The 23,241-nt window shown below is 31.8% G+C and carries 14 protein-coding genes; 11 read left to right on the plus strand and 3 right to left on the minus strand.

Annotated features, from left to right (window positions below):
- Positions 1 to 74: 74 nt before the first annotated feature.
- From RRF68_RS09460 to RRF68_RS09470, 3 genes are read left to right on the plus strand one after another with little or no spacing between them, the layout of a single operon-like run.
- Positions 75 to 2,549 carry a DUF2339 domain-containing protein gene (locus tag RRF68_RS09460; protein WP_315944195.1) on the plus strand — a complete coding sequence of 825 codons (2,475 nt, stop codon included), beginning with the start codon at positions 75 to 77 and terminating at the stop codon, positions 2,547 to 2,549.
- On the plus strand, positions 2,536 to 3,774 hold the full coding sequence (locus tag RRF68_RS09465; protein ID WP_315944196.1) for a hypothetical protein: 1,239 nt from the start codon (positions 2,536 to 2,538) through the stop codon (positions 3,772 to 3,774). The genes RRF68_RS09460 and RRF68_RS09465 overlap by 14 nt, the downstream gene beginning before the upstream one ends.
- Positions 3,775 to 3,805: 31 nt before the next feature.
- Entirely contained in the window at positions 3,806 to 5,581 is a 1,776-nt protein-coding gene (locus RRF68_RS09470; RefSeq protein WP_315944197.1) for a chloride channel protein, read from the plus strand.
- Here the strand turns inward: RRF68_RS09470 and glpQ are convergent.
- The 3 genes from glpQ to RRF68_RS09485 all read right to left on the minus strand — a co-directional run bounded on the left by glpQ (position 5,571) and on the right by RRF68_RS09485 (position 10,967).
- Positions 5,571 to 6,572: a glycerophosphodiester phosphodiesterase gene (gene glpQ / locus RRF68_RS09475; protein ID WP_315944198.1), complete on the minus strand. Its 1,002-nt coding sequence runs from the start codon at positions 6,570 to 6,572 to the stop codon at positions 5,571 to 5,573. The two genes, RRF68_RS09470 and glpQ, sit on opposite strands and share 11 nt — an antisense overlap.
- Before the next feature lie 97 nt (positions 6,573 to 6,669).
- Positions 6,670 to 8,634 (minus strand): M13 family metallopeptidase, encoded by a 1,965-nt coding sequence (locus tag RRF68_RS09480; protein WP_315944199.1) that lies wholly within the window; start codon positions 8,632 to 8,634, stop codon positions 6,670 to 6,672.
- Between the two features lie 176 nt (positions 8,635 to 8,810).
- A complete protein-coding gene (locus tag RRF68_RS09485) occupies positions 8,811 to 10,967 on the minus strand; it encodes a prolyl oligopeptidase family serine peptidase (protein WP_315944200.1) in 2,157 nt (718 codons plus the stop codon).
- Positions 10,968 to 11,131: 164 nt separating this feature from the next.
- On the opposite strand from RRF68_RS09485, the gene trxA reads away from it, so the two are divergent.
- From trxA to RRF68_RS09525, 8 genes are all read left to right on the plus strand, one after another.
- Positions 11,132 to 11,491, plus strand: coding sequence for a thioredoxin (gene trxA, locus RRF68_RS09490; RefSeq protein WP_260587305.1), 360 nt, complete (start codon positions 11,132 to 11,134; stop codon positions 11,489 to 11,491).
- Between the two features lie 295 nt (positions 11,492 to 11,786).
- The gene (locus RRF68_RS09495) at positions 11,787 to 12,758 is read left to right on the plus strand and encodes a ribonucleotide-diphosphate reductase subunit beta (protein WP_218771890.1); all 972 of its coding nucleotides are present in this window, start codon (positions 11,787 to 11,789) and stop codon (positions 12,756 to 12,758) included.
- Positions 12,759 to 12,935: 177 nt separating this feature from the next.
- Positions 12,936 to 15,335 carry a ribonucleoside-diphosphate reductase subunit alpha gene (locus tag RRF68_RS09500; protein WP_315944201.1) on the plus strand — a complete coding sequence of 800 codons (2,400 nt, stop codon included), beginning with the start codon at positions 12,936 to 12,938 and terminating at the stop codon, positions 15,333 to 15,335.
- A gap of 431 nt (positions 15,336 to 15,766) precedes the next feature.
- Complete coding sequence (locus RRF68_RS09505; protein WP_218771892.1) at positions 15,767 to 15,991, plus strand: hypothetical protein; 225 nt, start codon at positions 15,767 to 15,769, stop codon at positions 15,989 to 15,991.
- A 62-nt stretch (positions 15,992 to 16,053) separates the two neighbouring features.
- Complete coding sequence (locus RRF68_RS09510) at positions 16,054 to 16,791, plus strand: hypothetical protein (RefSeq protein WP_218771893.1); 738 nt, start codon at positions 16,054 to 16,056, stop codon at positions 16,789 to 16,791.
- An 11-nt stretch (positions 16,792 to 16,802) separates the two neighbouring features.
- Positions 16,803 to 18,140, plus strand: coding sequence for a deoxyguanosinetriphosphate triphosphohydrolase (locus tag RRF68_RS09515; RefSeq protein WP_218773520.1), 1,338 nt, complete (start codon positions 16,803 to 16,805; stop codon positions 18,138 to 18,140).
- A gap of 111 nt (positions 18,141 to 18,251) precedes the next feature.
- Positions 18,252 to 22,484: a thrombospondin type 3 repeat-containing protein gene (locus tag RRF68_RS09520; protein ID WP_315944202.1), complete on the plus strand. Its 4,233-nt coding sequence runs from the start codon at positions 18,252 to 18,254 to the stop codon at positions 22,482 to 22,484.
- On the plus strand, positions 22,481 to 23,188 hold the full coding sequence (locus RRF68_RS09525; RefSeq protein ID WP_218771895.1) for a hypothetical protein: 708 nt from the start codon (positions 22,481 to 22,483) through the stop codon (positions 23,186 to 23,188). Before RRF68_RS09520 ends, RRF68_RS09525 begins: the two co-directional genes overlap by 4 nt.
- Positions 23,189 to 23,241 lie beyond the last annotated feature (53 nt).

Consider the following 23,241-nt stretch of genomic DNA (forward strand, 5'->3'; position numbering starts at 1 on the left):
TCATTTTAATTATTACAACAATCGTTATCATTTTAAAAGTTTACATTTGATATTGAAATTCAAAAAGAGATTCTATGGAAGGTTTTTTATTTATAACACTCATTTTATGTTTCTATTTTCTTAACAGAAATATAAACAACAAGTTTAAAGAACAAAACCTAACTATTGAAGATTTAAAAAACCGACTTCGTTTTCTTCAAAATGAAATTCTTTCAAAAAGAACAGCTTCCGAAACAAAAGAAACAGTTGTTGTAGCCAAAGAACCTGTAAAGAATGAACCTATTAAAGTAGTAAAAGCTACTACTATTGTCCCTGAAAAAAGCATCGAAAAAACAATACAACCAGTTGTTGGTATTCCACAAAAACCAACGCTAACGAAAACTCAAAAACAAGTTGTACAGCAAAAAGTTAAAACAGTTCCAAAAAAGTCTTGGTTAAAATCATTTAAGGAGAAAAATCCTGATTTAGAAAAGTTTATAGGTGAAAACTTAATTAATAAACTCGGAATCTTAATTTTAGTATTGGGAATTAGTTTCTTCGTTAAATATGCGATTGATAAAGATTGGATAAACGAACCGGCAAGAGTTGGTATTGGTATTTTATGCGGTTCGCTTGTTATGGCTATTGCTCATAAACTAAAGAAAAATTACGCCTCTTTTAGCTCGGTTTTAGTAGCCGGAGCAATTAGTATCTTTTATTTTACTATTTATATTGCGTTTAACGAATACCAACTATTTAGTCAAACCATTGCTTTTAGTATAATGGCAGTGATTACTGCCTTTAGTAGTTTAGTTTCTGTTTCTTACAACCGTCAAGAACTAGCTGTTTTATCATTAATTGGTGGATTTGCGGCACCTTTTATGGTGAGTACTGGTGAAGGTAATTACATTATATTGTTCACTTATATTGCCATTTTAAACATTGGTATATTAGGGATTTCTTATTTTAAAAAATGGAAAGTTTCTACCATTTTAGCCTACATTTTTACTACCATATTATTTACTAGCTGGTGCGCCTTAAAAATAGGAGAACCATCATTTTCACATACAGGTGCTTTAACTTTTGCAACTATCTTTTATTTTATATTTAGTATTACCATTGTTTTAAACAACCTTAAAAATAAAGGTGTTTTCTCTGCTATAGAATATCTTATTTTGGTTGCGAATACGTTTGTATTTTTCGGAACGGGAATGTTAATACTAAATGATTTAGACTCTAATCTTACTGGATTATTTACATTGTTATTAGCGGTTTATAATTTAGGCTATGCCACAGTTTTATATAAAAAATTCGGATTAGATAAAAACGCAATATATCTCTTAATTGGCTTAGCGCTTACTTTTGTTACACTTACAATACCAATTCAATTTGAAGGAAATCATATTACCTTATTTTGGGCTGCAGAAGCGGTGTTGTTATTTTGGTTGTCTCAAAAATCGAAAATTAATTCTTTTAAAATAGGCGCTGTAATTGTACAAACGCTAACGTTTTTTAGTTTATTAATAGATTGGGATCGTTATGGTTCATCCGAAGAATTATCAGTGGTCTTTAATCCGTTATTTATTGCTGGTTTTACGGTAAGTGTTTCGTTGTTTTTAACGTATTGGTTATTACAAAAAGAAAAGGAAGTTGTTGCTAAAGTTTTTGTACTGAATATTAATTTTTACAAAAAATTGGTTTTAATACTTGCCATTCTTGTAAGTTATTTCACGGGGATTTTAGAAATCTTTTATCAAGCAGATCAATTTTTAGAAAACACTTTTTCAGTGTTATCTTTCCCACTAGTTTATCATTTTGTTTTTGTGGCTGTCTTATTATACTTAACGGCAATGTTCAAAAACAAAGTATTTTCGAAGTTCGTATTATTAATAAGTAGTTTTTCTATCTTATTTTATATTCTTTCATTTTATAAGTTTTCGGCAAACGAAATGGCTCAAAATTTTATAGGTAACACCAATACTAAATATGCTTTTTACTTTCATTATATTGTTTTAGCGTGTTTGGTTTATTTCGGATATCAACTATTTAAAAAAACACCACCTCTTTTTAATATTAATGCAACGAAAAGCAAATGGTTGCCATGGTTATTTACTTTTGCGATTGTTTATGTGTTAAGCAATGAAATAATGACCCACGGTTTATATATTTCTAATACGATTGATACAGTTGAGTTAGCCGAAAAATTTCCCAATACTGAAGATAATCAATATTTAAAAAGCAATTTTGTAAACACCCAAGTACAAGAAACTAAAACACAAATTATAAAAATAGGATATCCGATACTTTGGGGTGTTTTCTCTTTTATATTTTTAATTATAGGAATACGAAGACAATGGAAAACATTGCGAGTAATTGCACTTTCATTATTGGGTTTAACGATTGTTAAATTGTTTATGTACGATATTAAAAACGTATCAGAAACCGGAAAAATAATTGCTTTTATTTTATTAGGAATTTTAATATTAGTGATTTCTTTTGTGTATCAAAAAATTAAAAAATTAGTAGTTGATGAAACCTCAGAAAAAGAAGACAATAATGAAGCAATATAGTTTATTAGCAGCCTTATTTATTACAATTACTGGTTTTAGCCAAAGCTATAAAGGATCTTTAGATACAATTAAAGAAGATGGTTTACATAAGATAATGCTATCTCAAAAGATACGTGCTTCAAGTAATGATAATTTTAATTTTTTACGAATTAAAGATGCTGAAAAAAATGAAGTTCCGTATGTTTTAATTTATAATAACGACAGGAATTTCTCTACTTTTAAAACGATTAAAATAGCTTCTAAAAAAGTAATTAAAGACTCTGTTACTTCTATTATTATAAAAAATGAAAGTGGTAAAAAGCAAGATTATATTATATTTAAAATAGCAAATACTAAAATCAGAAAAAGCTATAATGTGTATGGTAGTGATAACGGCAAAGATTGGTTTGGTTTGGTTTCAGACAAAAAACTATCGTATATAAATATTCCTAGTAAAACGACATCCGGAAAAGTGTTTTTAGAAAAAACGATAGATTTCCCGCTAAACACCTATGCTTTTTTACGTATTAACTTTAACGATAAAAACTCATTACCTATCAATATTTTAGAAGCTGGTGTTTATGAAAGTAAGTTTTTTACACAAGCACCTTTAGAGGTTTTTAACTACAAACAAAAAACGGTTACTTTAAAAGATAAAAAGGTAACTCAACTTAAATTTTCGTCAGAAAATGCGCATAAAATAAATACTATTTCGTTTAATATTACTACTGATTTTTTTCTGCGCAACGCAAAGGTTATCGTAAAGAGAACTCGTAAAATTAAAAAACGTTTTGAAACTTATGATCAGGTAATTGCTAGATTTCAATTGAACTCTAAAAACAAAAATACGTTTGTTCTTAACAATTTAAATGAAAAAGAATTTAGTATCGAAATCGAAAACAAAGACAATCCGCCTTTGGCGATAGAAAACGTACAATTATTACAAAAACCAGTATACGTAATCGCTAATTTAAAGCAGCAAGAAAAATACACCATAGTAATTGATACTACACTTATTAAACCTTCGTACGACCTAGGTAATTTTATATCTAACAAAACAATTGCCTTAAAAGAAGCAAGCGTTTTAAACTTCTCGAAAGTTAAACAAGAAGCAATAAAAATAAAAACCACTCCTTTTTGGGAAACTAAAATTTTTATGTGGCTTTGTATTGTTTTTGGTGGATTCTTAGTTGTTTATTTTGCCTTTGGTTTGATAAAAGATATCAGCACTCAAGAAAAGTCGTAATTTAACATAAAGCTCTTATTATAATTGATGAATGCCAAAGCCTAGAAACATATTCAAAAAAATATTAATTTGGAGGTATAAAAATATTTCTGAACGACAATTTATATATGTATTAAGTGTTTTTGTGGGTTTTTTAGCCGGAATTGGAACGCTTATTCTAAAGAATATGACTTCTTTTTTTCAAACTATTTTAGAAGGTAAGTTTATTAAGGATATTCATCATTCTCTTTATTTTATTTTTCCAATTATAGGGCTCGCTTTAGTGTATTACATTAAAAAAAGATTCATTAAAAAAGAGATTGGTCATGGTATCTCTACAACACTTCATGCTATTTCTAAACGTAGCGGAATCATAGAGAGATATAAAATTTATGCCTCTCTAATTACCGCACCAATTACTGTTGGTTTTGGTGGTTCTGTTGGTTTACAAGGTCCGGCTGTAAGTACTGGTGCCGCATTAGGATCAACGGTTTCTCAGTTGTTTCATATGAATCAAAAAACAAGAATGCTTTTAATTGGTTGTGCAACGGCCGGTGCAATGTCATCTATGTTTAAAGCGCCTGTTGCTGCGATAATATTTGCTATCGAAATTTTTAGTTTAGATTTAGCTTTTGCCTCATTGGTTCCTTTATTATTGGCGTCAGTTTCTGCTGTTATAACTTCTTATTTCTTTTTTGAAAAAGATGCTTTATTAGGTTTCAAATTGATAGATGCCTTTCAAATAAAAGATATTTTTTATTATGTGTTGTTGGGTTTTGTTACCGGATTAGCTTCTGTGTATTTTTCGAAAATTTATTTTAGTATTACCAATTTCTTTAAACGGATTAAAAAACCAATCCATAAATTTATTATTGGCGGAATTGCAATTGGAGTAATGTTGTATTTAATTCCGCCTTTATATGGTGAAGGTTACGGATTAATTAATAATTTATTAGAAGGAAACGCTTTGGCTGCCTTAAAAGACATTCCGTATAATGTAGATTTCGAAAATGTTTGGATTGTTATCGGTTTCTTATTACTAATTACGCTATTTAAAGCCATAGCCATGACTACGACATTTGCTGCTGGTGGTGTTGGCGGAATCTTTATTCCTACATTAGTTATGGGAAGTGCTTTAGGAAATGTATCTGCAAAAATCATTAATCAATTAGGCGGTAATGTATCAGAATCTAACTTTACTTTAATAGGTATGACTGGTTTAATGGCAGGCGTATTACATGCCCCTTTAACCGCTATTTTTTTAATTGCAGAAATTACTGGTGGTTATAATCTATTTGTTCCTTTAATGTTGGTTGCCGCAATTTCTTTTGCGGTTACAAAATACTTTATATCCAACTCTATTTACACGGTAGAATTAGCTGAACGAGGCGAACTCATTACACATAACAAAGATAAAAATGTGCTAATGATGATGAAGATTAACAAATTGATAGAAACAAATTTTAAAGCTGTTCATCCAGAAATGCTTTTAGGTGACATGCTTAAAAAAGCGGTTTCTAATTCTAACAGAAATATTTTCCCTGTAACTGAAAAGGACAAACAGTTTTTAGGAATTGTTTTGTTAGATGATATTAGGCCTATTATGTTTGATACCGAAATGTACGATAAAGTTACAGTAGAAACTTTTATGAGAAGTGCGCCATCGATTATTCAGCACACGGATTCTGTTGAAAAAGTAATGCAGAAATTTAAAGAAAGTGGTGTTTGGAATTTACCTGTTATCAAAAACGGAAAATACCTTGGCTTTATCTCTAAATCTAAATTACTATCTGCTTATCGATCAAAACTGATTGAAGTTACTTCTTAGCTAAAAATTCAACTATTTTATCGGGGAAATCGGTAAAACCACCGTCAATATTTGCTTCAAAAAATAACACTTCTAGCATCTCATTAAAAGAAGAAAACTCGCCTAATTGATCGCCTCTAAAAGTATATGGATGTACTTTTAATCCGAGTTTATGAGCATCTGAAACCAAAGAAGTAAACAACCATTTTCCGTTTTCTTTTTTATCAATAATTTGCTTGTACCAAGGTCCAATTCCGTCTGCATATGTTGCAAAATGTTGTAGTTTTTTTGTTTCCTCAGGAAACTCCATCAATTGCACTAAAAATAAATCAGATTTTAATTCTGTTCTAACCCTTTCTAATTCTTTGGCGTCAAAACATTGAAAAATACAGTTGTCGTTTTTTGTTTTATATCCGTAATCTGAAAGAATATCTAGGGTAATTTTAGCAATGTCTTTTCCGTTTTCATAATGAAATTCCGGATTTTTAATTTCTGGATAAATTCCGATATTTTTCCCTGTACTATAATTTAATCCCTGAATCAATTCTATCTCTTGCTCAAAAGAATGTAATTTAAAATTTCCTTTATTTTTGGGAAAACGCGTTGGATAAAACTGTTTTCCTGTTTTTGGGTTAAAACGTTCTGTAACTTGTAACTGCTGCAACTCATCAAATGTAAAATCAATTACATAATAACGATTGTCTTTTCTTTTTTTATCAGGAAAAACCTCAGTAACATTGGTAACATCATCTAGGTAAATATCATGAATTACTACAGGAACATTGTCTTTGCTTAACACTAAATCTTGCTCAATATAATCAGGATTCATAGCATAAGCCATTGCTTTTGCCTCCATAGTATGTTCTGGTAAATATGCGGATGCGCCACGATGTGCAATTACTATTTTCCTTGAATTCATTTTATTGTTTAACTTCTCTTGGTTACAACTTACTAGCAAAAATAATGTTGCTAAAAGTAATATTACTGCTGTGATTATTTTAAGATAATTCATTTTATAAAAATAAATAAACCGATACATTTCTGTATCGGTTTTATCATTTTATTTTATGACTTTCATAAAGAGAATCATATCAAAAAGGTCTGTGATCTTACCAAATTCTAACTCTTTCTTCTGGTTTTAAATACATTTTATCACCTTCTTTAACATCAAAAGCTTCATAGAAAGCATCAACGTTTTTAAGTGGCATATACGCTCTATATTGACCTGGAGCGTGTGTGTTTGTCATAATTAAGTTCTTTAAAGCTTCATCACGCATTTTTGTTCTCCAGATTGTTCCCCAAGAAAGGAAAAAACGTTGGTTTGCAGTATAACCATCAATATCAGCAGGTTTTCCGTTCTTTTCTAAGAAAATTTGTAAACCTTCGTAAGCAGCTTGTACACCACCTAAATCACCAATATTTTCACCTAAAGTAAATTCACCGTTTAAGTGCATACTATCGATAGCAATAATGTCGCTATATTGTTTTACCAATTGCTTACCAATTACAGCAAATTTTTCAGAATCTTGTTCAGTCCACCAGTTTTTAAGGTTTCCATCGCCATCAAAACGAGCACCAGAATCATCGAAACTATGAGAAATTTCGTGACCAATTACGGCTCCGATACCACCATAATTTACAGCTTCATCAGCTTTGTAATCATAAAAAGGAGGTTGTAAAATTGCAGCAGGAAAAACGATTTCGTTGTTTACAGGATTAAAGTAAGCATTTACAGTTTGAGGAGACATTCCCCATTCTGTTCTGTCTACAGCTTTTCCTAATTTTTCCATGTTCTTGTTATAATTCCACTTAGTAACGTTTTTAGCGTTTTCGAAGTAAGAACCACCTTCTGTTAATCCTTTTACTTGTAATTCAGAATAGTCTTTCCAAACATCAGGATAGGCGATTTTAACAGTTAACTTATGTAACTTTTCTAATGCTTTAGTTTTAGTTTCTTCACTCATCCACTCTAAACCAGCAATACGTTTTTCGAAACCTAACATTACATTGTCGATCATTTCTTTCGCTTTTGCTTTTGCTTCTGGTGGAAACATTTTATCAACATACAACTTACCTAAAGCTTCACCAACAGCACCATTTAAATTACCTAAAGCACGTTCGTTTCTTGGACGTTGTTGCTTTGCACCGCGCATTTCTTTGCTGTAAAACTCCCAATTAGCAGTTTCTAAATCGGTAGATAATAAACCAAGTGAATTGTTAATTGTATTCCAACGGAATAACAATTTAATATCCTCTACAGAACGAGCATCTAAAATTCCGCTTAATGCTTTAAAGTATCCAAGATCGGTAACAATTATTTTATCAAGATCAGTAACACCAATACCTTCTAAATGTGCTGCCCAATCAATTGCAGGAGCTAATTCAGTTAATTCGGCAACCGTCATAGGGTTATACATTTTACGTGTATCTCTACGCTCTTCTTTGGTCATCATTGGTGCTGCTAAACTTTTTTCGAAAGCAACAATAGTAGCTGCATTCTTTTTAGCAGTAGCTTCATCATCACCAAAAGTCATTAATGTTTTAGCAACAAACTCTTGATATTTAGCTAATTTATCGGCAACTTTAGCATCCATATAATAATCACGAGATAAACCTAAACCACCAGCGCCCATATAACCTGCGTATTGGCTACTGTTTTTTAAATCGTTATAAACGCCAAAACCATAAAAACCACCACCACCATAAGGTGCCATGTTTGTAATATAGTTTTCTACATCTTTTTTAGTTTTAATTTCTTCAATTTTAGCTAAAAAAGGCTTAATTGGCTCGGTACCTTGCTTGTTTCTAGCAACAGTATCCATTATAGTTTCGTAATAGTTTACTGCTTTTTCTTGATCAGAATCTATTTCATTTCCTTCAGCGTCTTTTACCTTCGGAAAATCTCTTTCTTGAATAGCATCATTTAAAATAACCAATACATCAGCATCCGTTTTTTTACGTAATTCACCAAAACCACCCCAAGAAGTTCTGTCAGCAGGAATCTCGGTTTTATCCATCCAAGTTCCGTTTACGTATCTAAAGAAATCATCTGTTGGTTTAACAGAAGTATCCATGTTTTCAATAATAATTCCCTGAGATTTTTTTCTTCAGGCTTACTTTCTGTTTTACACGAAGCAATTGCTATGGAAGCGACTGCAGTAGTAAACAGCATTTTGTGAATGGTTTTCATTGTGTTTAATTTAGATTGATTTATGTATTAGTATCTGTAATTTTTAAGCTGTTACAAATTTTAACTCTTAATTTTAGATTTTGGTGGATTTGGTAACTGATCAAACCCCATATTAAATAAGGTGAATCCGAAAATATCAGCATACTGTTCTATTGTTTTTGCAACCGGTGTTCCGGCACCATGACCAGCATTTGTTTCGATACGAATTAATACCGGATTCTCTCCTTGTTGTTTGTCTTGTAACTCGGCAGCAAATTTAAAACTATGCGCTGGTACCACACGATCATCATGATCACCAGTAGTTACCATGGTTGCTGGATACGCAACTTTTTTAACATTGTGCACAGGAGAATAGCCTTTTAAATAATCGAACATCTCTTTGCTTTGCTCTGCGGTTCCGTAATCGTACGCCCAACCTGCTCCTGCAGTAAATGTATGATAACGTAACATATCTAAAACTCCAACTGCTGGCAATGCTACTTTCATTAAATCTGGTCGTTGCGTCATGGTTGCTCCCACTAATAAACCACCATTAGATCCACCACGAATGGCAAGAAAATCTGATGAGGTATATTTTTGGTTGATTAAATATTCGGCTGCAGCAATAAAATCGTCAAATACATTTTGCTTTTTTAATTGTGTTCCGGCATCGTGCCATTTTTTACCGTATTCACCTCCACCACGCAAGTTTGGTACGGCGTAAACACCACCTTGTTCCATCCAAACGGCATTTGCAATACTAAAACTTGGAGTTAAACTAACATTGAATCCGCCATAACCGTATAAAATAGTTGGGTTTTTACCATTTAATTCTAATCCCTTTTTATAGGTGATAATCATCGGAACTTTTGTTCCGTCTTTCGAAGAATAAAATATTTGTTTGCTTTCATAAGCATCCCCATTAAAAGAAATTGCAGGTTTCCAATAAACAGCATACGTTCCTTCTTTCGGATCGAATTTATAAGATGAACTAGGTGTGTTGTAGTTTGTAAATGAAAAATACAATTCTTTAGCAGTTGCTTTTCCGCCAAAACCACCGGCAGATCCTACGCCAGGTAATTTTACTTCACGAATTAATTTTCCGTCATAATCATATTGTATTACTTTAGAAACCGCATCAACCATATATTCTGCAAAGAAATAACCGGCACCTGTTGATGCATTTAAAACATTCTTTGTTTCAGGAATAAAATCTTTCCAATTTTCAGTAGTTGGATTAGAAATATCTACAGTAACTACTTTTTTATTAGGCGCATTAAGGTTGGTTACCAAGTATATTTTAGAGCCAATATTATCTATCGGGTAGGTATCACTATCTGTATGATCTAAAATTGTTATTAAAGAACTATCAGGCTTAGAAAGATCTTTAAAAAATAATTTATTTCCTGATGTTGATACGCTTGCTGTAATTACAAGGTAATTATTATCTTCAGTAACACTACCACCAACGTAACGATGTTTTTCTTGAGGAGTTGCTCCAAAAACAACAGTATCTTCTTTTTGTGCCGTTCCTAATTTATGGTAGTATAATTTATGTTGATCTGTTTTTGCAGATAATTCACTTCCTTTTGGCTTATCGTAACTAGAATAATAGAAACCTTCATTTTTGTACCAAGAAATTCCAGAGAACTTTACATCAATTAAAGTATCACCAATAATTTGTTTGCTCTTGGCATTCATAACGATTATTTTACGCCAATCGCTACCTCCTTCAGAAATTGAATAGGCAACTGTTTCGCTGTTTTTAGAAAAACTAACAGAACCTAATGATGTTGTTGCGTCTTCAGAGAACGTATTTGGATCTAAGAAAACTTCTTCTTTACCTTCTTTGTCTTTCCTATATAAAACATACTGATTTTGTAATCCGTTGTTTTTATAAAAGTAGGTGTATTCGCCTTCTTTAAAAGGAGTCCCTATTTTTTCATAGTTCCATAATTCAGATAAACGATTTTTTAGCTGCTCGCGATATGGTATTTTACTTAAATAATCAAAGGTTACTTCATTCTCAGCTTTAACCCAATTTTCAGTTTCTTTGCTTCTATCATCTTCTAACCAACGATAGTTATCGGTGACAGCAGTTCCGAATAAGGTGTCTATAACAGCTTTTTTAGCAGTTTCTGGATACTTCACAGTAATTGTATTTTTAGGTTGATTTTCTTGTTTGCAAGACACTAAAATAGTACTCGCACAAAGAATCGAAAAAAGGATTTTTTTCATGGTTTAAAAATTAGTTAATTCTTTCAAAGTTAGCAGAAAAAAGTATGAGAATCCTATTTTTTATGACGTTTTTAACACTAAATAGTGTTCTTGTAATCTTTAAGAAATAAAAACGACTACCTTTAAGCTTGAAAATTTTCAAGTAAATAATTAATAAAAACAGCATGACAGAAAATTTAACAAAGGCAACTTTTTTAGAAAAAGTATTTAATTTTGAAGAGAACAAAGAGTGGAAGTTTGAAGGAGACAAACCAGCATTAATTGATTTTTATGCAGATTGGTGTGGACCATGTAAAACTTTGGCTCCGATTTTAGAAGAATTGAGTAAAGAATACGAAGGTAAAATTGATATTTATAAAATTGATACAGAAGCAGAACAAGAATTGTCTGCCGCTTTTGGAATTCGTAGCATTCCTTCAATGTTATTTTGTAAAGCAGGTGAACAGCCTCAAATGGCAAACGGAGCATTACCAAAAAAACAAATAGAAGAAATTATAAAAGATGTTTTAAAGGTAGAGAAATAGGTCTAAAAATAAAGTGAAAAAGTGATGTAAAAACATCACTTTTTTTATGCAAAAAAACCAAAATAGGAAACTCAGTGATTATCACTACTCAAGCTTGTTTTTTAATTTTAAATACTTGTTTTTAAATAAGTTGTGCTTTTGTTGAAATGACGCTCTTTTGTGTTTTTTTTTCAATTTGTTGAAAACTTCAAGGGATTTGTGAATAAGTAAGGCTTTCAGTTTTTAGTAATTTTTTGAATCTTTGTTAACCCCTCTAGAAAATAAAAATAACATTAAAATTTAGCACAAATATATAATGGCTTTCATCGAACCAATTTTACAAGAAAACAAAGATAGATTTGTAATTTTTCCAATTCAACATGACGATTTATGGGAATGGTATAAAAAACAACAAGCTTGTTTTTGGACCGCCGAAGAAATTGATTTATCAGTAGATGTTATCGATTGGGAAACAAAGTTAACTGACGATGAACGTTATTTCATTAAGCATGTTTTAGCTTTTTTTGCAGCTTCTGACGGAATTGTAAATGAAAATTTAGCAGAAAACTTCGTAAACGAAGTACAATATTCTGAAGCAAAATTCTTTTATGGTTTTCAAATAATGATGGAAAACGTGCATTCTGAAACGTATTCATTATTAATAGATACTTATGTAAAGAATGATGCAGAAAAAGATAAATTGTTTAAGGCAATAGAAATTTTTCCAGCGATTAAAAAGAAAGCCGATTGGGCATTAAAATGGATAGAGTCTGATTCGTTTGCAGAAAGATTAATTGCTTTTGCAGCTGTTGAAGGTATTTTCTTTTCAGGATCTTTTTGTTCTATTTTTTGGTTAAAGAAAAGAGGTTTGTTGCCAGGATTGGCATTTTCTAACGAATTAATTTCTCGTGATGAAGGAATGCACTGTGACTTTGCAGTTCATTTACACAACCATCACATGGTAAATAAAGTGCCTAAAGATCGTATTCGCGAAATTATTTTAGATGCACTTACTATCGAAAGAGAATTTATTACAGAATCTTTACCGGTAAGTTTAATTGGTATGAATGCTAAGTTAATGACACAATACTTAGAGTATGTAACCGATAGATTATTACTAGAGTTTGGATGTGATAAAGAGTATGAAGCTACAAACCCTTTTGACTTTATGGAAATGATTTCATTAGAAGGAAAAACGAACTTCTTCGAAAAAAGAGTTTCAGAATATCAAAAAGCAGGAGTATCATCAGGTGGTACAGGAGACATTAGTTTCGATGCTGATTTTTAAAAAAAGAATAACACTACTGCTAACCCCTACATGCGGTAAAGTTTAGCTAAAAACACGAAGGCGTTTAAGCTAAATATAGTTTCAAAAAAGAAACAAAAATATTTTAACATGTAAGAGTCGCTCTTAGAGTAAAACCTGTGTGATTCTTATAACCAAATTAAAAACAAGAGTAATAATATGTATGTAGCAAAAAGAGACGGTAAAAGAGAGCTTGTGATGTTTGATAAGATCACAGCGAGGGTTAGAAAAATGTGTTACGGATTAAACAAGATTGTTGACCCCGTAAAAGTTGCAATGCGTGTTATTGAAGGTTTATATGACGGTGTAACAACATCTGAATTAGATAATTTAGCTGCTGAGGTTGCTGCAACATTAACAACTGCACACCCTGATTATGCAAAATTAGCTGCAAGAATTGCCGTATCTAATTTACATAAAAACACTAAAAAGTCGTTTTCAGAAACGATGGTTGATTTGTACGAATACGTAAACCCTCGTACAGAAAAAAAATCTCCTTTATTAGCAGATGATGTGTATGACATTATCATGAAAAATGCTGATAAATTAGACTCTACTATTATTTATAGTCGTGATTTTAACTACGATTATTTTGGATTTAAAACCTTAGAGCGTTCTTATTTATTAAAGTTAAACGGTAACATTGTTGAGCGTCCACAGCACATGTTAATGCGTGTATCTATAGGTATTCATAAAGAAGATATTGACGAAGCAATCGCTACATACGAGTTAATGAGTAAAAAATATTTTACCCATGCTACGCCAACATTATTTAACGCAGGTACACCAAAACCACAAATGTCGTCTTGTTTTTTATTACAAATGCAAGATGACAGTATAGAAGGTATTTACGATACACTAAAACAAACTGCTAAGATTTCGCAATCTGCAGGAGGTATTGGTTTGTCTTTACATAACATTCGTGCAACAGGAAGTTATATTGCTGGTACTAACGGTACATCAAACGGAATTGTACCAATGCTAAAGGTATTTAACGATACAGCACGTTATGTAGATCAAGGAGGAGGAAAACGTAAAGGTTCTTTCGCAATGTATTTAGAGCCTTGGCATGCTGATATTTATGATTTTCTTGATTTAAAGAAAAATCATGGTAAAGAAGAAATGAGAGCACGTGATTTATTTTATGCAATGTGGATTTCTGATTTATTTATGGAGCGTGTACAAAAAGATGCAGACTGGACGTTGATGTGTCCTCATGAATGTCCGCATTTATTTGATACTTATGGAGAAGAGTTCGAGCGTTTATATACAAGCTATGAAGCTGCTGGTAAAGGTAGAAAAACAATAAAAGCACGTGATTTATGGGAGAAAATCTTAGAGTCGCAAATAGAAACAGGTACACCGTACATGTTGTATAAAGATGCTGCTAACCGTAAATCAAATCAGAAGAATTTAGGAACTATTCGTTCTTCAAATTTATGTACTGAGATTATGGAATATACTGCCAAAGATGAGGTAGCAGTATGTAATTTAGCATCCATTGCAGTACCAATGTTTGTTGGTGAAGATGAAAACGGAAACAAATTTTTTGATCATAAAAAGCTATTTAAAGTAACTAAAAAAGTAATTAGAAACTTAGATACCGTTATTGATCGTAACTATTATCCGGTTATTGAAGCAGAAAACTCTAACGTTCGTCACCGTCCGGTAGGATTAGGGATTCAAGGATTAGCAGATGCGTTTATCATGTTGCGTTTACCGTTTACATCTGATGAAGCTAAGAAGTTAAACCAAGAAATATTCGAAACCTTGTATTTTGCATCTGTAACTTCATCAATGGAAATTGCAAAAGCAAAAGAACCATATTCAACATTTAAAGGTTCGCCAATGTCTCAAGGAGAATTTCAGCACAATATGTGGGGAATTAAAGAAGACGATTTAAGTGGTCGTTGGGACTGGAATGCTTTGCGTAAAAAAGTGATGGAACACGGTGTTCGTAACTCGTTATTAGTGGCGCCAATGCCAACAGCATCTACTTCACAAATTTTAGGAAATAACGAAGCTTTCGAACCATATACTTCTAATATTTATACTCGTAGAGTATTATCTGGTGAGTTTATTGTAGTAAACAAGCACTTATTAGAAGATTTAGTAGAGTTAAATTTATGGGATAATAATATGAAGGAAGATATTATGCGTGCAAACGGATCTATCCAACATATTGATGCTATTCCGCAAGACTTAAAAGATTTATACAAAACAGTTTGGGAAATGAGTATGAAAGATATTATCGATATGGCGCGCCATAGAGGATACTTTATCGATCAATCTCAGTCGTTAAACTTATTTATGAAAGACCCAGATTATGCTAAGTTAACTTCTATGCATTTTTATGCTTGGAAAAGTGGTTTAAAAACAGGAATGTACTATTTACGTACAAAATCGGCAGTAAACGCAAAACAGTTTACGTTAAATATCGAAAAGAAAGAAGCTATAGTTGAAGAAGAAAAACCAATGAGCGCTACAGAATTTAAAGCCATGGTTGATGCATCTAAAAACGGAGCTCCAGACGACGATTGTTTAATGTGTGGGTCTTAGAAGATAATAGGTCATTGCGAGCAAAGTGAAGCAATCTGTTAATTAGATTTTCTTGTTTGTAATGACATAAATTAGATTAAAAGTGAAAAAAGAGAAGTCTTTTGACTTCTCTTTTTTTTATGAATCATTAAAGTCATTTGCTGAGGTAGTAAATAAAAAGCATAAAAAAAAGGAACATAATTAAATATCCCTCTTGATTTTTTTTAAATATTTTTTGGATTGCCGCCCAATAATATTACAAAATTAGAGAAGAAGAGATTACCTCGTCTCCATTTGTTTTACAAAAGTACAAAACAATGCTCTTTCTATCAAGTTAAATATTTATAAAATAAATTGTAAGTAGCATACCCCTTTTAAAAACAACTAGGGAGCTACGTTAAATTGTTATTAACAAAAAAAATAAATTGTTGATAGCCTAAAACAATAGTTAAATGATATATAGCAAAGATAAATTAATTACTAAAATAGGAAATAAAGAGAATTTTAAAAGTACAATTATAATAGTTAATAATATAACAGTAATTCAAAATATTTCAAAAATAGATAATAGAATTTCTTTTAATTTAGATAAATTATTGAAGGGAATATATTATCTAATTAATATTTTAGGATTCTTTAAATTATATGAATTCTTAAATCTTCAAGACCTTTTTTAAAGAAGTTGTAGAGTTTACCAAAGAGAAGTCGAAAGGCTTCTCTTTTTTTGTAAATTTGAAGCATGAAAAACAGTATTATAATAACATTATTACTTTTTACACTAGCTGCAAAGGCTCAAAATTGTAATAATAATTTATATGGAAATTTTAAGGTAGTAGGTAAATCAATGTATACATCATTTACATTTGATGCTAACGGAAAAGTAGCCATAGCGCCATTTACTAAAATTAAGGCAAATTATTTTCATAGAAACGATAGCTTGTTTGTTTTTCCAGATAAAGGAATTTTAATATTTAAAATTGTAAATAACAAAACTCTTAAAGGAGTTGGTAAATGGACAAAAGATGTTTTATGGGTTAATAGCAGTGGTAAAACTGTTAAAAACAACAGAAAAAATAATAAAAAAGCAAGTACCCGAGCCCAATTACTAAGTTCATTTTACGATTTGCAAAAAACTCATTCTAAAACAAGTCTTTTAGTATACACTAAAAATACAGTAAGTAAATACAATAATTTATGCAAGCGCAATGTGGTAGAGTCTTGCATGTTGCTTTTAAAAAGAGAAGAAGGTATTAGTAACCTAGAAAAACTATTAAAGAAAAATACTAAAATTAACACTAAGCTAGTTAACTACGCAAAAAAAGCATTTTTTTTAGGAAATTATGATGCATATGCACATTTAGGAGCCTATTATATTTCAATTAATAAAAGGGAACAAGGAATAACTTACCTTAAAAAAGCCCATAAAAAAGGAAATGCAAAAGCATTTAATATGTTAATAGATTTAGATTTATTATAAAAATGAAACCAATGAACTGGGAACAACTCCTTTCTTTAAAACGTTTTGGTGATACACAAAAACGTGAACGCATATTACAAGACGAAACCCGTTTAGGCTTTGAAGTAGATTTTGATAGAATTATATTTTCATCAGCCTTTCGTAGTTTACAAGATAAAACACAGGTAATTCCGTTATCAAAAACCGACTTTGTACACACCCGATTAACACACAGTTTAGAAGTGTCGGTAGTTGGTAGAACCTTAGGAAGACGTGTTGGTAAAGTATTGTTAGAACGCCACCCGAATTTAGTAGATTTAGGCTACACTTTTAATGATTTCGGAGCGATTGTTGCTGCGGCATCCGTAACACATGATATTGGGAATCCGCCTTTTGGGCATTCAGGTGAAAAAGCCATCGGAGAGTATTTTAAAACCGGTAACGGATTAAAATATAAAGAGCAACTTACCGAAAAAGAATATCAAGATTTAATAGATTTTGAAGGAAATGCAAACGGATTCAAGATTTTAACCGAAAATAAGCCAGGTAGCGAAGGAGGTTTGCGTTTAAGTTATGCAACTTTAGGAGCATTTATGAAATACCCTAAAGAATCACTTCCGAAGAAACCAACAAAACATATAGTCGATAAAAAATATGGCTTTTTTCAGTCGGAAACAGCAGGTTTTTTAGATGTTGCGAACGATTTAGGTTTACAGAAAAAAGAAAGTGACGGTATATCCTATTATCGTCATCCATTAGCATATTTAGTAGAAGCTGCAGATGATATTTGTTATACAATTATCGATTTTGAAGACGGAATTAATTTAGGGCTAATCGATGAAGATTATGCTTTAGAGTATATGATTAAGTTGGTTAAAAACACGATTGATAGTAAAAAATATCATTCGTTAAAATACACAAAAGACCGTATTAGTTATTTACGAGCTTTAGCAATAGGTGTGTTAATTAACGAAGCAGTTGATATCTTTTTAGAAAATGAAACAGCTATTTTAAACGGTAGTTTCGAAAAATCATTACTAGATAAATGTATATACGAAGCACAAATTAACGATATCATTAAAATAAGTATAGAAAAAATATACCGTAGTAAAGATGTCATCGAAAAAGAAGTTGCTGGGTATAAGATTATTGCAGACCTATTAGATGTTTTTGTAACAGCGTTAAACAATAAGTATAACGGAACACAATCTAACTACGATACACTGGTGTTGAATTTACTTCCTGATGAATATCAGCAAGAAAAAGCCGCACTTTATGATAGGGTTATGCAAATTTGTAGTTATGTATCTGGTTTGTCGGATAGTTTTGCAATACGATTATTTAAAAAAACAAAAGGAAATATTGCGTAATTAATTATTAAATTAAGCTTTATTAGTAAATATAATCTATATTTTAGCTTTTTGTTAAAAAAGTTAGGGTAATTTTAACACTAACTGTTATATATCATAAATAACTTTACCATGAATAAAAAAATACTATTTGTTGGCTTACTTGTTTTAGCTGTAGGTGGTGTTGTCTTTAATTCAATAGGCACTAAAGAGACAGCTGCCGACAAATTGAGAAGTCAACACGCAGAATTTTTGAAAAATCACCCTTTTCAGAAAATAGGAAAACTTCCTAAAAAAGAAAGAAAAGCACAAGGATTACCTCCAAATGCTTATTTCGAACAAAAATATTTAAGTGAAATAAACCCTAATACAGGAAGAACTTATAAGAAAGATGTTTTAAGACTTCAAAAGGAGTTGAGTAAGCTAAGAGCAGGTCAAAAAGTTCCTGGTGAAGCTACTAATGCTTGGGAAGAAAGAGGTCCTGATAATGTAGGAGGAAGAACACGAGCACTTTTATTTGATCCAAATGATACTACAGATGAAACTGTTTTTGCCGGAGGAGTTAGTGGCGGTTTATGGAAAAACACTAAAATATCAGATGTAAACTCTAAATGGATTCGTGTAGGAATCCCTGAAAATCTAGCAGTATCTTGTATTGCAGCTGATCCAAATAATCCAAATATATTTTATGTAGGTACTGGAGAATCTTATGTAAGCGGAGATGTAAACGGAGATGGTTTATGGAAATCTACCGATGGTGGAGTTACATGGTCTAATATTTTTGGAGGTATTGATGGAGCTTCTTTCTTAGATGCAAACTCAAAGGTTACGGTTAATAGTCCAGCAAGTATTTCAGGAGAATATATATCAACCTTGGCTACTGCCTTTGGTGGAGATTTAAGAGCTTCAGTTACTGGAGACGTAGTTTTAGTTAATGATATAACAGCACCATTTGATAATGGTTGTGAGGAATTGACTAACGCAAGTGAGTTAGATGGTAAAATAGCAGTAATAAGGAGAGGTAGTTGTGATTTTGATTTAAAAGTTAAGCAAGCGGAAACTGCGGGTGCTATAGCAGTTGTTATGGTAAATAATGTTGATGGAAATCCAATACCAATGGGAGGGGATGATGCTTCAGTCACAATACCAGCAGTTATGACAACCAGAACAGCCGGTAATGCAATAATAAACGCTCTATCAACTGAAGCGGTTAATATTACTTTAACCAAAGGTAGAAGTAATGCAACAAATGTATTAGTTGTTCCTGGAATACAACATATTAATGATATTGTTATAAGAAATAATTCAGGAGTTTCAGAAGTTTATATAGCAGCAGGTGAATCTGGCTACTTAGGGGGTGTTTCATTAGGGGGAGACAGTTATGGTGTTTATAAATCTACAGACGGTGTAAACTTCTCTAAATTAAACATGCCAAAAACAAGTGCAGGAAATGAATATGAGCCGAATAATTTTGAATTAGGTGCTGATAATTCTATCTATTTAAGTACAACTTCTAGTTATACTTATGGAGATGGAGGTGGAGCTATTTTAAAATCAGTTAATGGTGATACTTTTAATTTAATATATTCCGTAGAAACAGGGTCAAGAACAGAAATAGCTGTTTCACCATCTAATGCAGGTACAGTTTATGTTTTGTCTCAAATAAATAGTTCTGTAACACCAGTTAAAATGTTTAAAACAACTGATGATTTTGCGACAGTAAATGAATTACCATTACCAGATGATAAAGACACAGGTATTCCTGCAAATGATTTTACGAGAGGTCAAGCTTTTTATGATTTATTACTAAAAGTAGATCCAAATAATGAAAATATTCTTTATGTTGGAGGTATAGATTTATTTAAATCTACAGATGCAGGTCAAACCTGGGATCAACGCTCACATTGGTATGGAGGTTTTGGTTCTCAAAATGTGCATGCAGATCAGCATGGTTTAGCCTTTGCCTCTTCGTCAAGAATGGTTTTTGGTAACGACGGTGGAGTATATTTTTCAAATAATGCAGGAAGTATTATTTCGGCAAGAAATAATAACTATAATACATTACAATTTTATACCGTAGGTGTAGCACCATCAACAGCATTTGCAGGTGAAGAGTATTTCATTGCAGGAGCTCAAGACAACGGAACTCAACTAGTAGAAACAGCTAGAGCAGGAATTAATAGTTCTATAAGAGCTGCAGGAGGTGATGGAGCTGCTAGTTTCTTTGATACTGACGGAAATGATCAATACTTTATATCTAATTATGTTTATAATCAAAGTATTGTTTTGTATGATTATAAAACGGAACAATCTTATACGATTAATGATGAAGATTCATCTAATGGAGATTTTATTAATCAAGAGGAATTAGATTCAAATCTTAATATTCTATATTCAAACTATTCAGGTTCTACAGGTATTTCTATTAGAAGATACTCAGATATATTAACAATAGTTCCTCAGAAAAGTACACTTTCAAATTCGTTAATGGATTCAGCGCCATCTACTCTGAAAATATCTACTTATACAACAACATCAAGTCTACTTTTTGCAGGTTTAAAAAACGGAAAGGTATTAAAAATAGAAAATGCAGATACAGACAGTAGTATTTGGTCTGAAATTACCGGGGCTGATTTTGTAGGAACGGTATCAGATATTGAATTAGGAGAAAATGAAGATGAAATTTTTGTAACAATGCATAATTATGGTGTTGTAAATATTTGGTACTCTGCAGATGGAGGAATTAACTGGGCTAATAAAGAAGGGGATTTGCCAGACTTACCAGTAAAATCAATATTACAAAATCCAATTAGTACAAATGAAGTAATTATAGGAACTGATTTAGGTGTATGGAAAACAAAAAACTTTAATGCAGTTTCACCTAGTTGGACACAGTCATATAACGGAATGAGCAATGTTCCTGTTTTAGATTTAGATTTGCGTGATGATAATACTGTTTTTGCAGCAACTTATGGAAGAGGGGTTTTTTCAGGTAAATTTATATCAGACCCAACAGGAGATGATGATGGTGATGGGGTATTAAATGGGGTAGATAATTGCCCAAGCACAGCTAATGCTGATCAATTGGATGCAAATGAAAATGGAATCGGAGACGCTTGTGAAGATAGCGATGAAGATGGTGTTATGGATGACGTAGATAATTGTATAAATACTGCAAATCCTGATCAATTAGATACTGACGGAGATGGTGTAGGAGATGCTTGTCAGGATACCGATGAAGATGGTATTATGGACGATGTTGATAATTGTATAGATACTAAAAATGCAGATCAAAAAGATTTTAACAACGACGGAATCGGAGATGCTTGTCAGGATACCGATGAAGATGGTATTATGGATGATGTTGATAACTGTCCAGGTACTGCAAACCCTGATCAATTAGATACTGATGGAAATGGTGTAGGAGATGTTTGTCAAGATACAGATGAAGATGGTATTTTAGATAGTGTAGATAATTGTGTTAATGCAGCAAACCCAGATCAAAAAGATACAGATGGAAATGGAGTTGGAGATGCTTGTCAAGATACCGATGACGATGGTATTATGGATGATGTTGATAACTGTATAAATACTGCAAACTCAGATCAAACAGATACTAACGGAAACGGAGTTGGAGATACTTGTGATACTAGTTATTTAGATACAGATAACATTAAAATTGAGTCTATTTCAGAAACTTGTGCAGGTGAAAGCGATGGTAAAATTACCATTAATGTTCAGCAAATTTTTGTAAACTATACGGTAACATTAAAAGGAGAGGGTAAAGAAGAAACCACAGCATTGACATCTACATCGTTTACTTTCGAAAATTTAACTCCTGGTAGCTATGAAATTTGTGTAGAGATTGACGGTAAAGATTATAAGCAATGTTTTGAAATAAATATAAAAGCAGCTGAAGCTTTTTCATTAAGAGTGGCTAAAAACAACCAATCTAGAGATTACACCGTAAATGTAAGTTCAGGAACGGCACCTTATAAAGTGTTTTTAAATGGCGATTTAATTAATACATTCGAGCAATCAACATTTAACGTTAAGGTTGAAGGAAAAGGTGTTTTAGAGGTAACTACAGCAAAAGCATGTGAAGGTAAATTTAAAACAGTTATTGATAATGTTTTCTTAAGAAACAATCCAGTAACAGAATCTATCGAATTATTATTACCGGTTGATACATCAAATAATGTTAAAGTTATTGTGTTTGATGTAACAGGTAAAGTTGTTTTAGATAAAACAATAGAAAGACAAGGAAACGAATTATCAATTCCATTCAATAGTTATAAAGCAGGTATTTATATACTGAAATTAGGAAACGATAAGACTAATACTTTTAAAATCTTAAAAAAATGAGAAAAGCAATAAAAAAAATCGCATTATTTTCACTTCCATTATTTGTTGCCTGTGGAGGTGGAAGTAGTAAAGGCGGAGGAGAACCAGAGGTGGTTAACGAAGCTCCAAGTAAAGTTAGTTTAGCATACCCAACACAAGATTTATTATGTATAGATAATACAATTGCTTTTGATTGGAGCGATGCTACAGATGCTAATAACGATGCTATTAGTTATAAAGTTGAATTTTCTAATAGCCGTGACATGGCTACTATAATTAAAACAGAAACAGCAAGTTCTTCCACTAAATCTATTAATTTAGACAAGGGCGTTGCATATTATTGGAGAGTAACCGCTACCGACAGTAAAGGCTTATCGGGAGAAGCATCTTCAGTATTTGCATTTTATACGAAAGGAACAGGAGAAGCAAATAATGCTCCTTTTACAGCAGAATTAATTAGTCCAGCCGCTGAATCAGCATTAGATGCATCAACTGTATCTGTTGATTTAAAATGGACGGGCGCAGATTCTAATACAGATGACACATTATCATATGAGGTTTTCTTTGGCCAAGATGCAGACTTAACAGATGTAACAAGTTCTCAAGATGAAGAATTATATAATGTAACTGTTGCAACAGGTAAAACATATTACTGGAAAGTTAATACGATTGATAACTCAGGAGCAAAGTCTATAGGGCAAGTTTGGAGTTTTAGTGTTAATTAGAATAATAATACTTTGAAAATAATAAAAAACGACGCTATTTAGCGTCGTTTTTT

The organism is Tenacibaculum sp. HL-MS23 (genome assembly GCF_032463465.1).
In the GTDB taxonomy this organism is placed as follows: Bacteria; Bacteroidota; Bacteroidia; order Flavobacteriales; family Flavobacteriaceae; genus Polaribacter; species Polaribacter bernardetii.

Bases quoted from the DNA above. Each gene is read 5' to 3' on its own strand.
- RRF68_RS09460 (WP_315944195.1), top strand. From the start codon at position 75: ATGGAAGGTTTTTTATTTATAACACTCATTTTATGTTTCTATTTTCTT.
- RRF68_RS09465 (WP_315944196.1), top strand. From the start codon at position 2,536: ATGAAGCAATATAGTTTATTAGCAGCCTTATTTATTACAATTACTGGT.
- RRF68_RS09470 (WP_315944197.1), top strand. From the start codon at position 3,806: ATGCCAAAGCCTAGAAACATATTCAAAAAAATATTAATTTGGAGGTAT.
- glpQ (WP_315944198.1), bottom strand. From the start codon at position 6,572: ATGAATTATCTTAAAATAATCACAGCAGTAATATTACTTTTAGCAACA.
- RRF68_RS09480 (WP_315944199.1), bottom strand. From the start codon at position 8,634: ATGGATACTTCTGTTAAACCAACAGATGATTTCTTTAGATACGTAAAC.
- RRF68_RS09485 (WP_315944200.1), bottom strand. From the start codon at position 10,967: ATGAAAAAAATCCTTTTTTCGATTCTTTGTGCGAGTACTATTTTAGTG.
- trxA (WP_260587305.1), top strand. From the start codon at position 11,132: ATGACAGAAAATTTAACAAAGGCAACTTTTTTAGAAAAAGTATTTAAT.
- RRF68_RS09495 (WP_218771890.1), top strand. From the start codon at position 11,787: ATGGCTTTCATCGAACCAATTTTACAAGAAAACAAAGATAGATTTGTA.
- RRF68_RS09500 (WP_315944201.1), top strand. From the start codon at position 12,936: ATGTATGTAGCAAAAAGAGACGGTAAAAGAGAGCTTGTGATGTTTGAT.
- RRF68_RS09505 (WP_218771892.1), top strand. From the start codon at position 15,767: ATGATATATAGCAAAGATAAATTAATTACTAAAATAGGAAATAAAGAG.
- RRF68_RS09510 (WP_218771893.1), top strand. From the start codon at position 16,054: ATGAAAAACAGTATTATAATAACATTATTACTTTTTACACTAGCTGCA.
- RRF68_RS09515 (WP_218773520.1), top strand. From the start codon at position 16,803: ATGAACTGGGAACAACTCCTTTCTTTAAAACGTTTTGGTGATACACAA.
- RRF68_RS09520 (WP_315944202.1), top strand. From the start codon at position 18,252: ATGAATAAAAAAATACTATTTGTTGGCTTACTTGTTTTAGCTGTAGGT.
- RRF68_RS09525 (WP_218771895.1), top strand. From the start codon at position 22,481: ATGAGAAAAGCAATAAAAAAAATCGCATTATTTTCACTTCCATTATTT.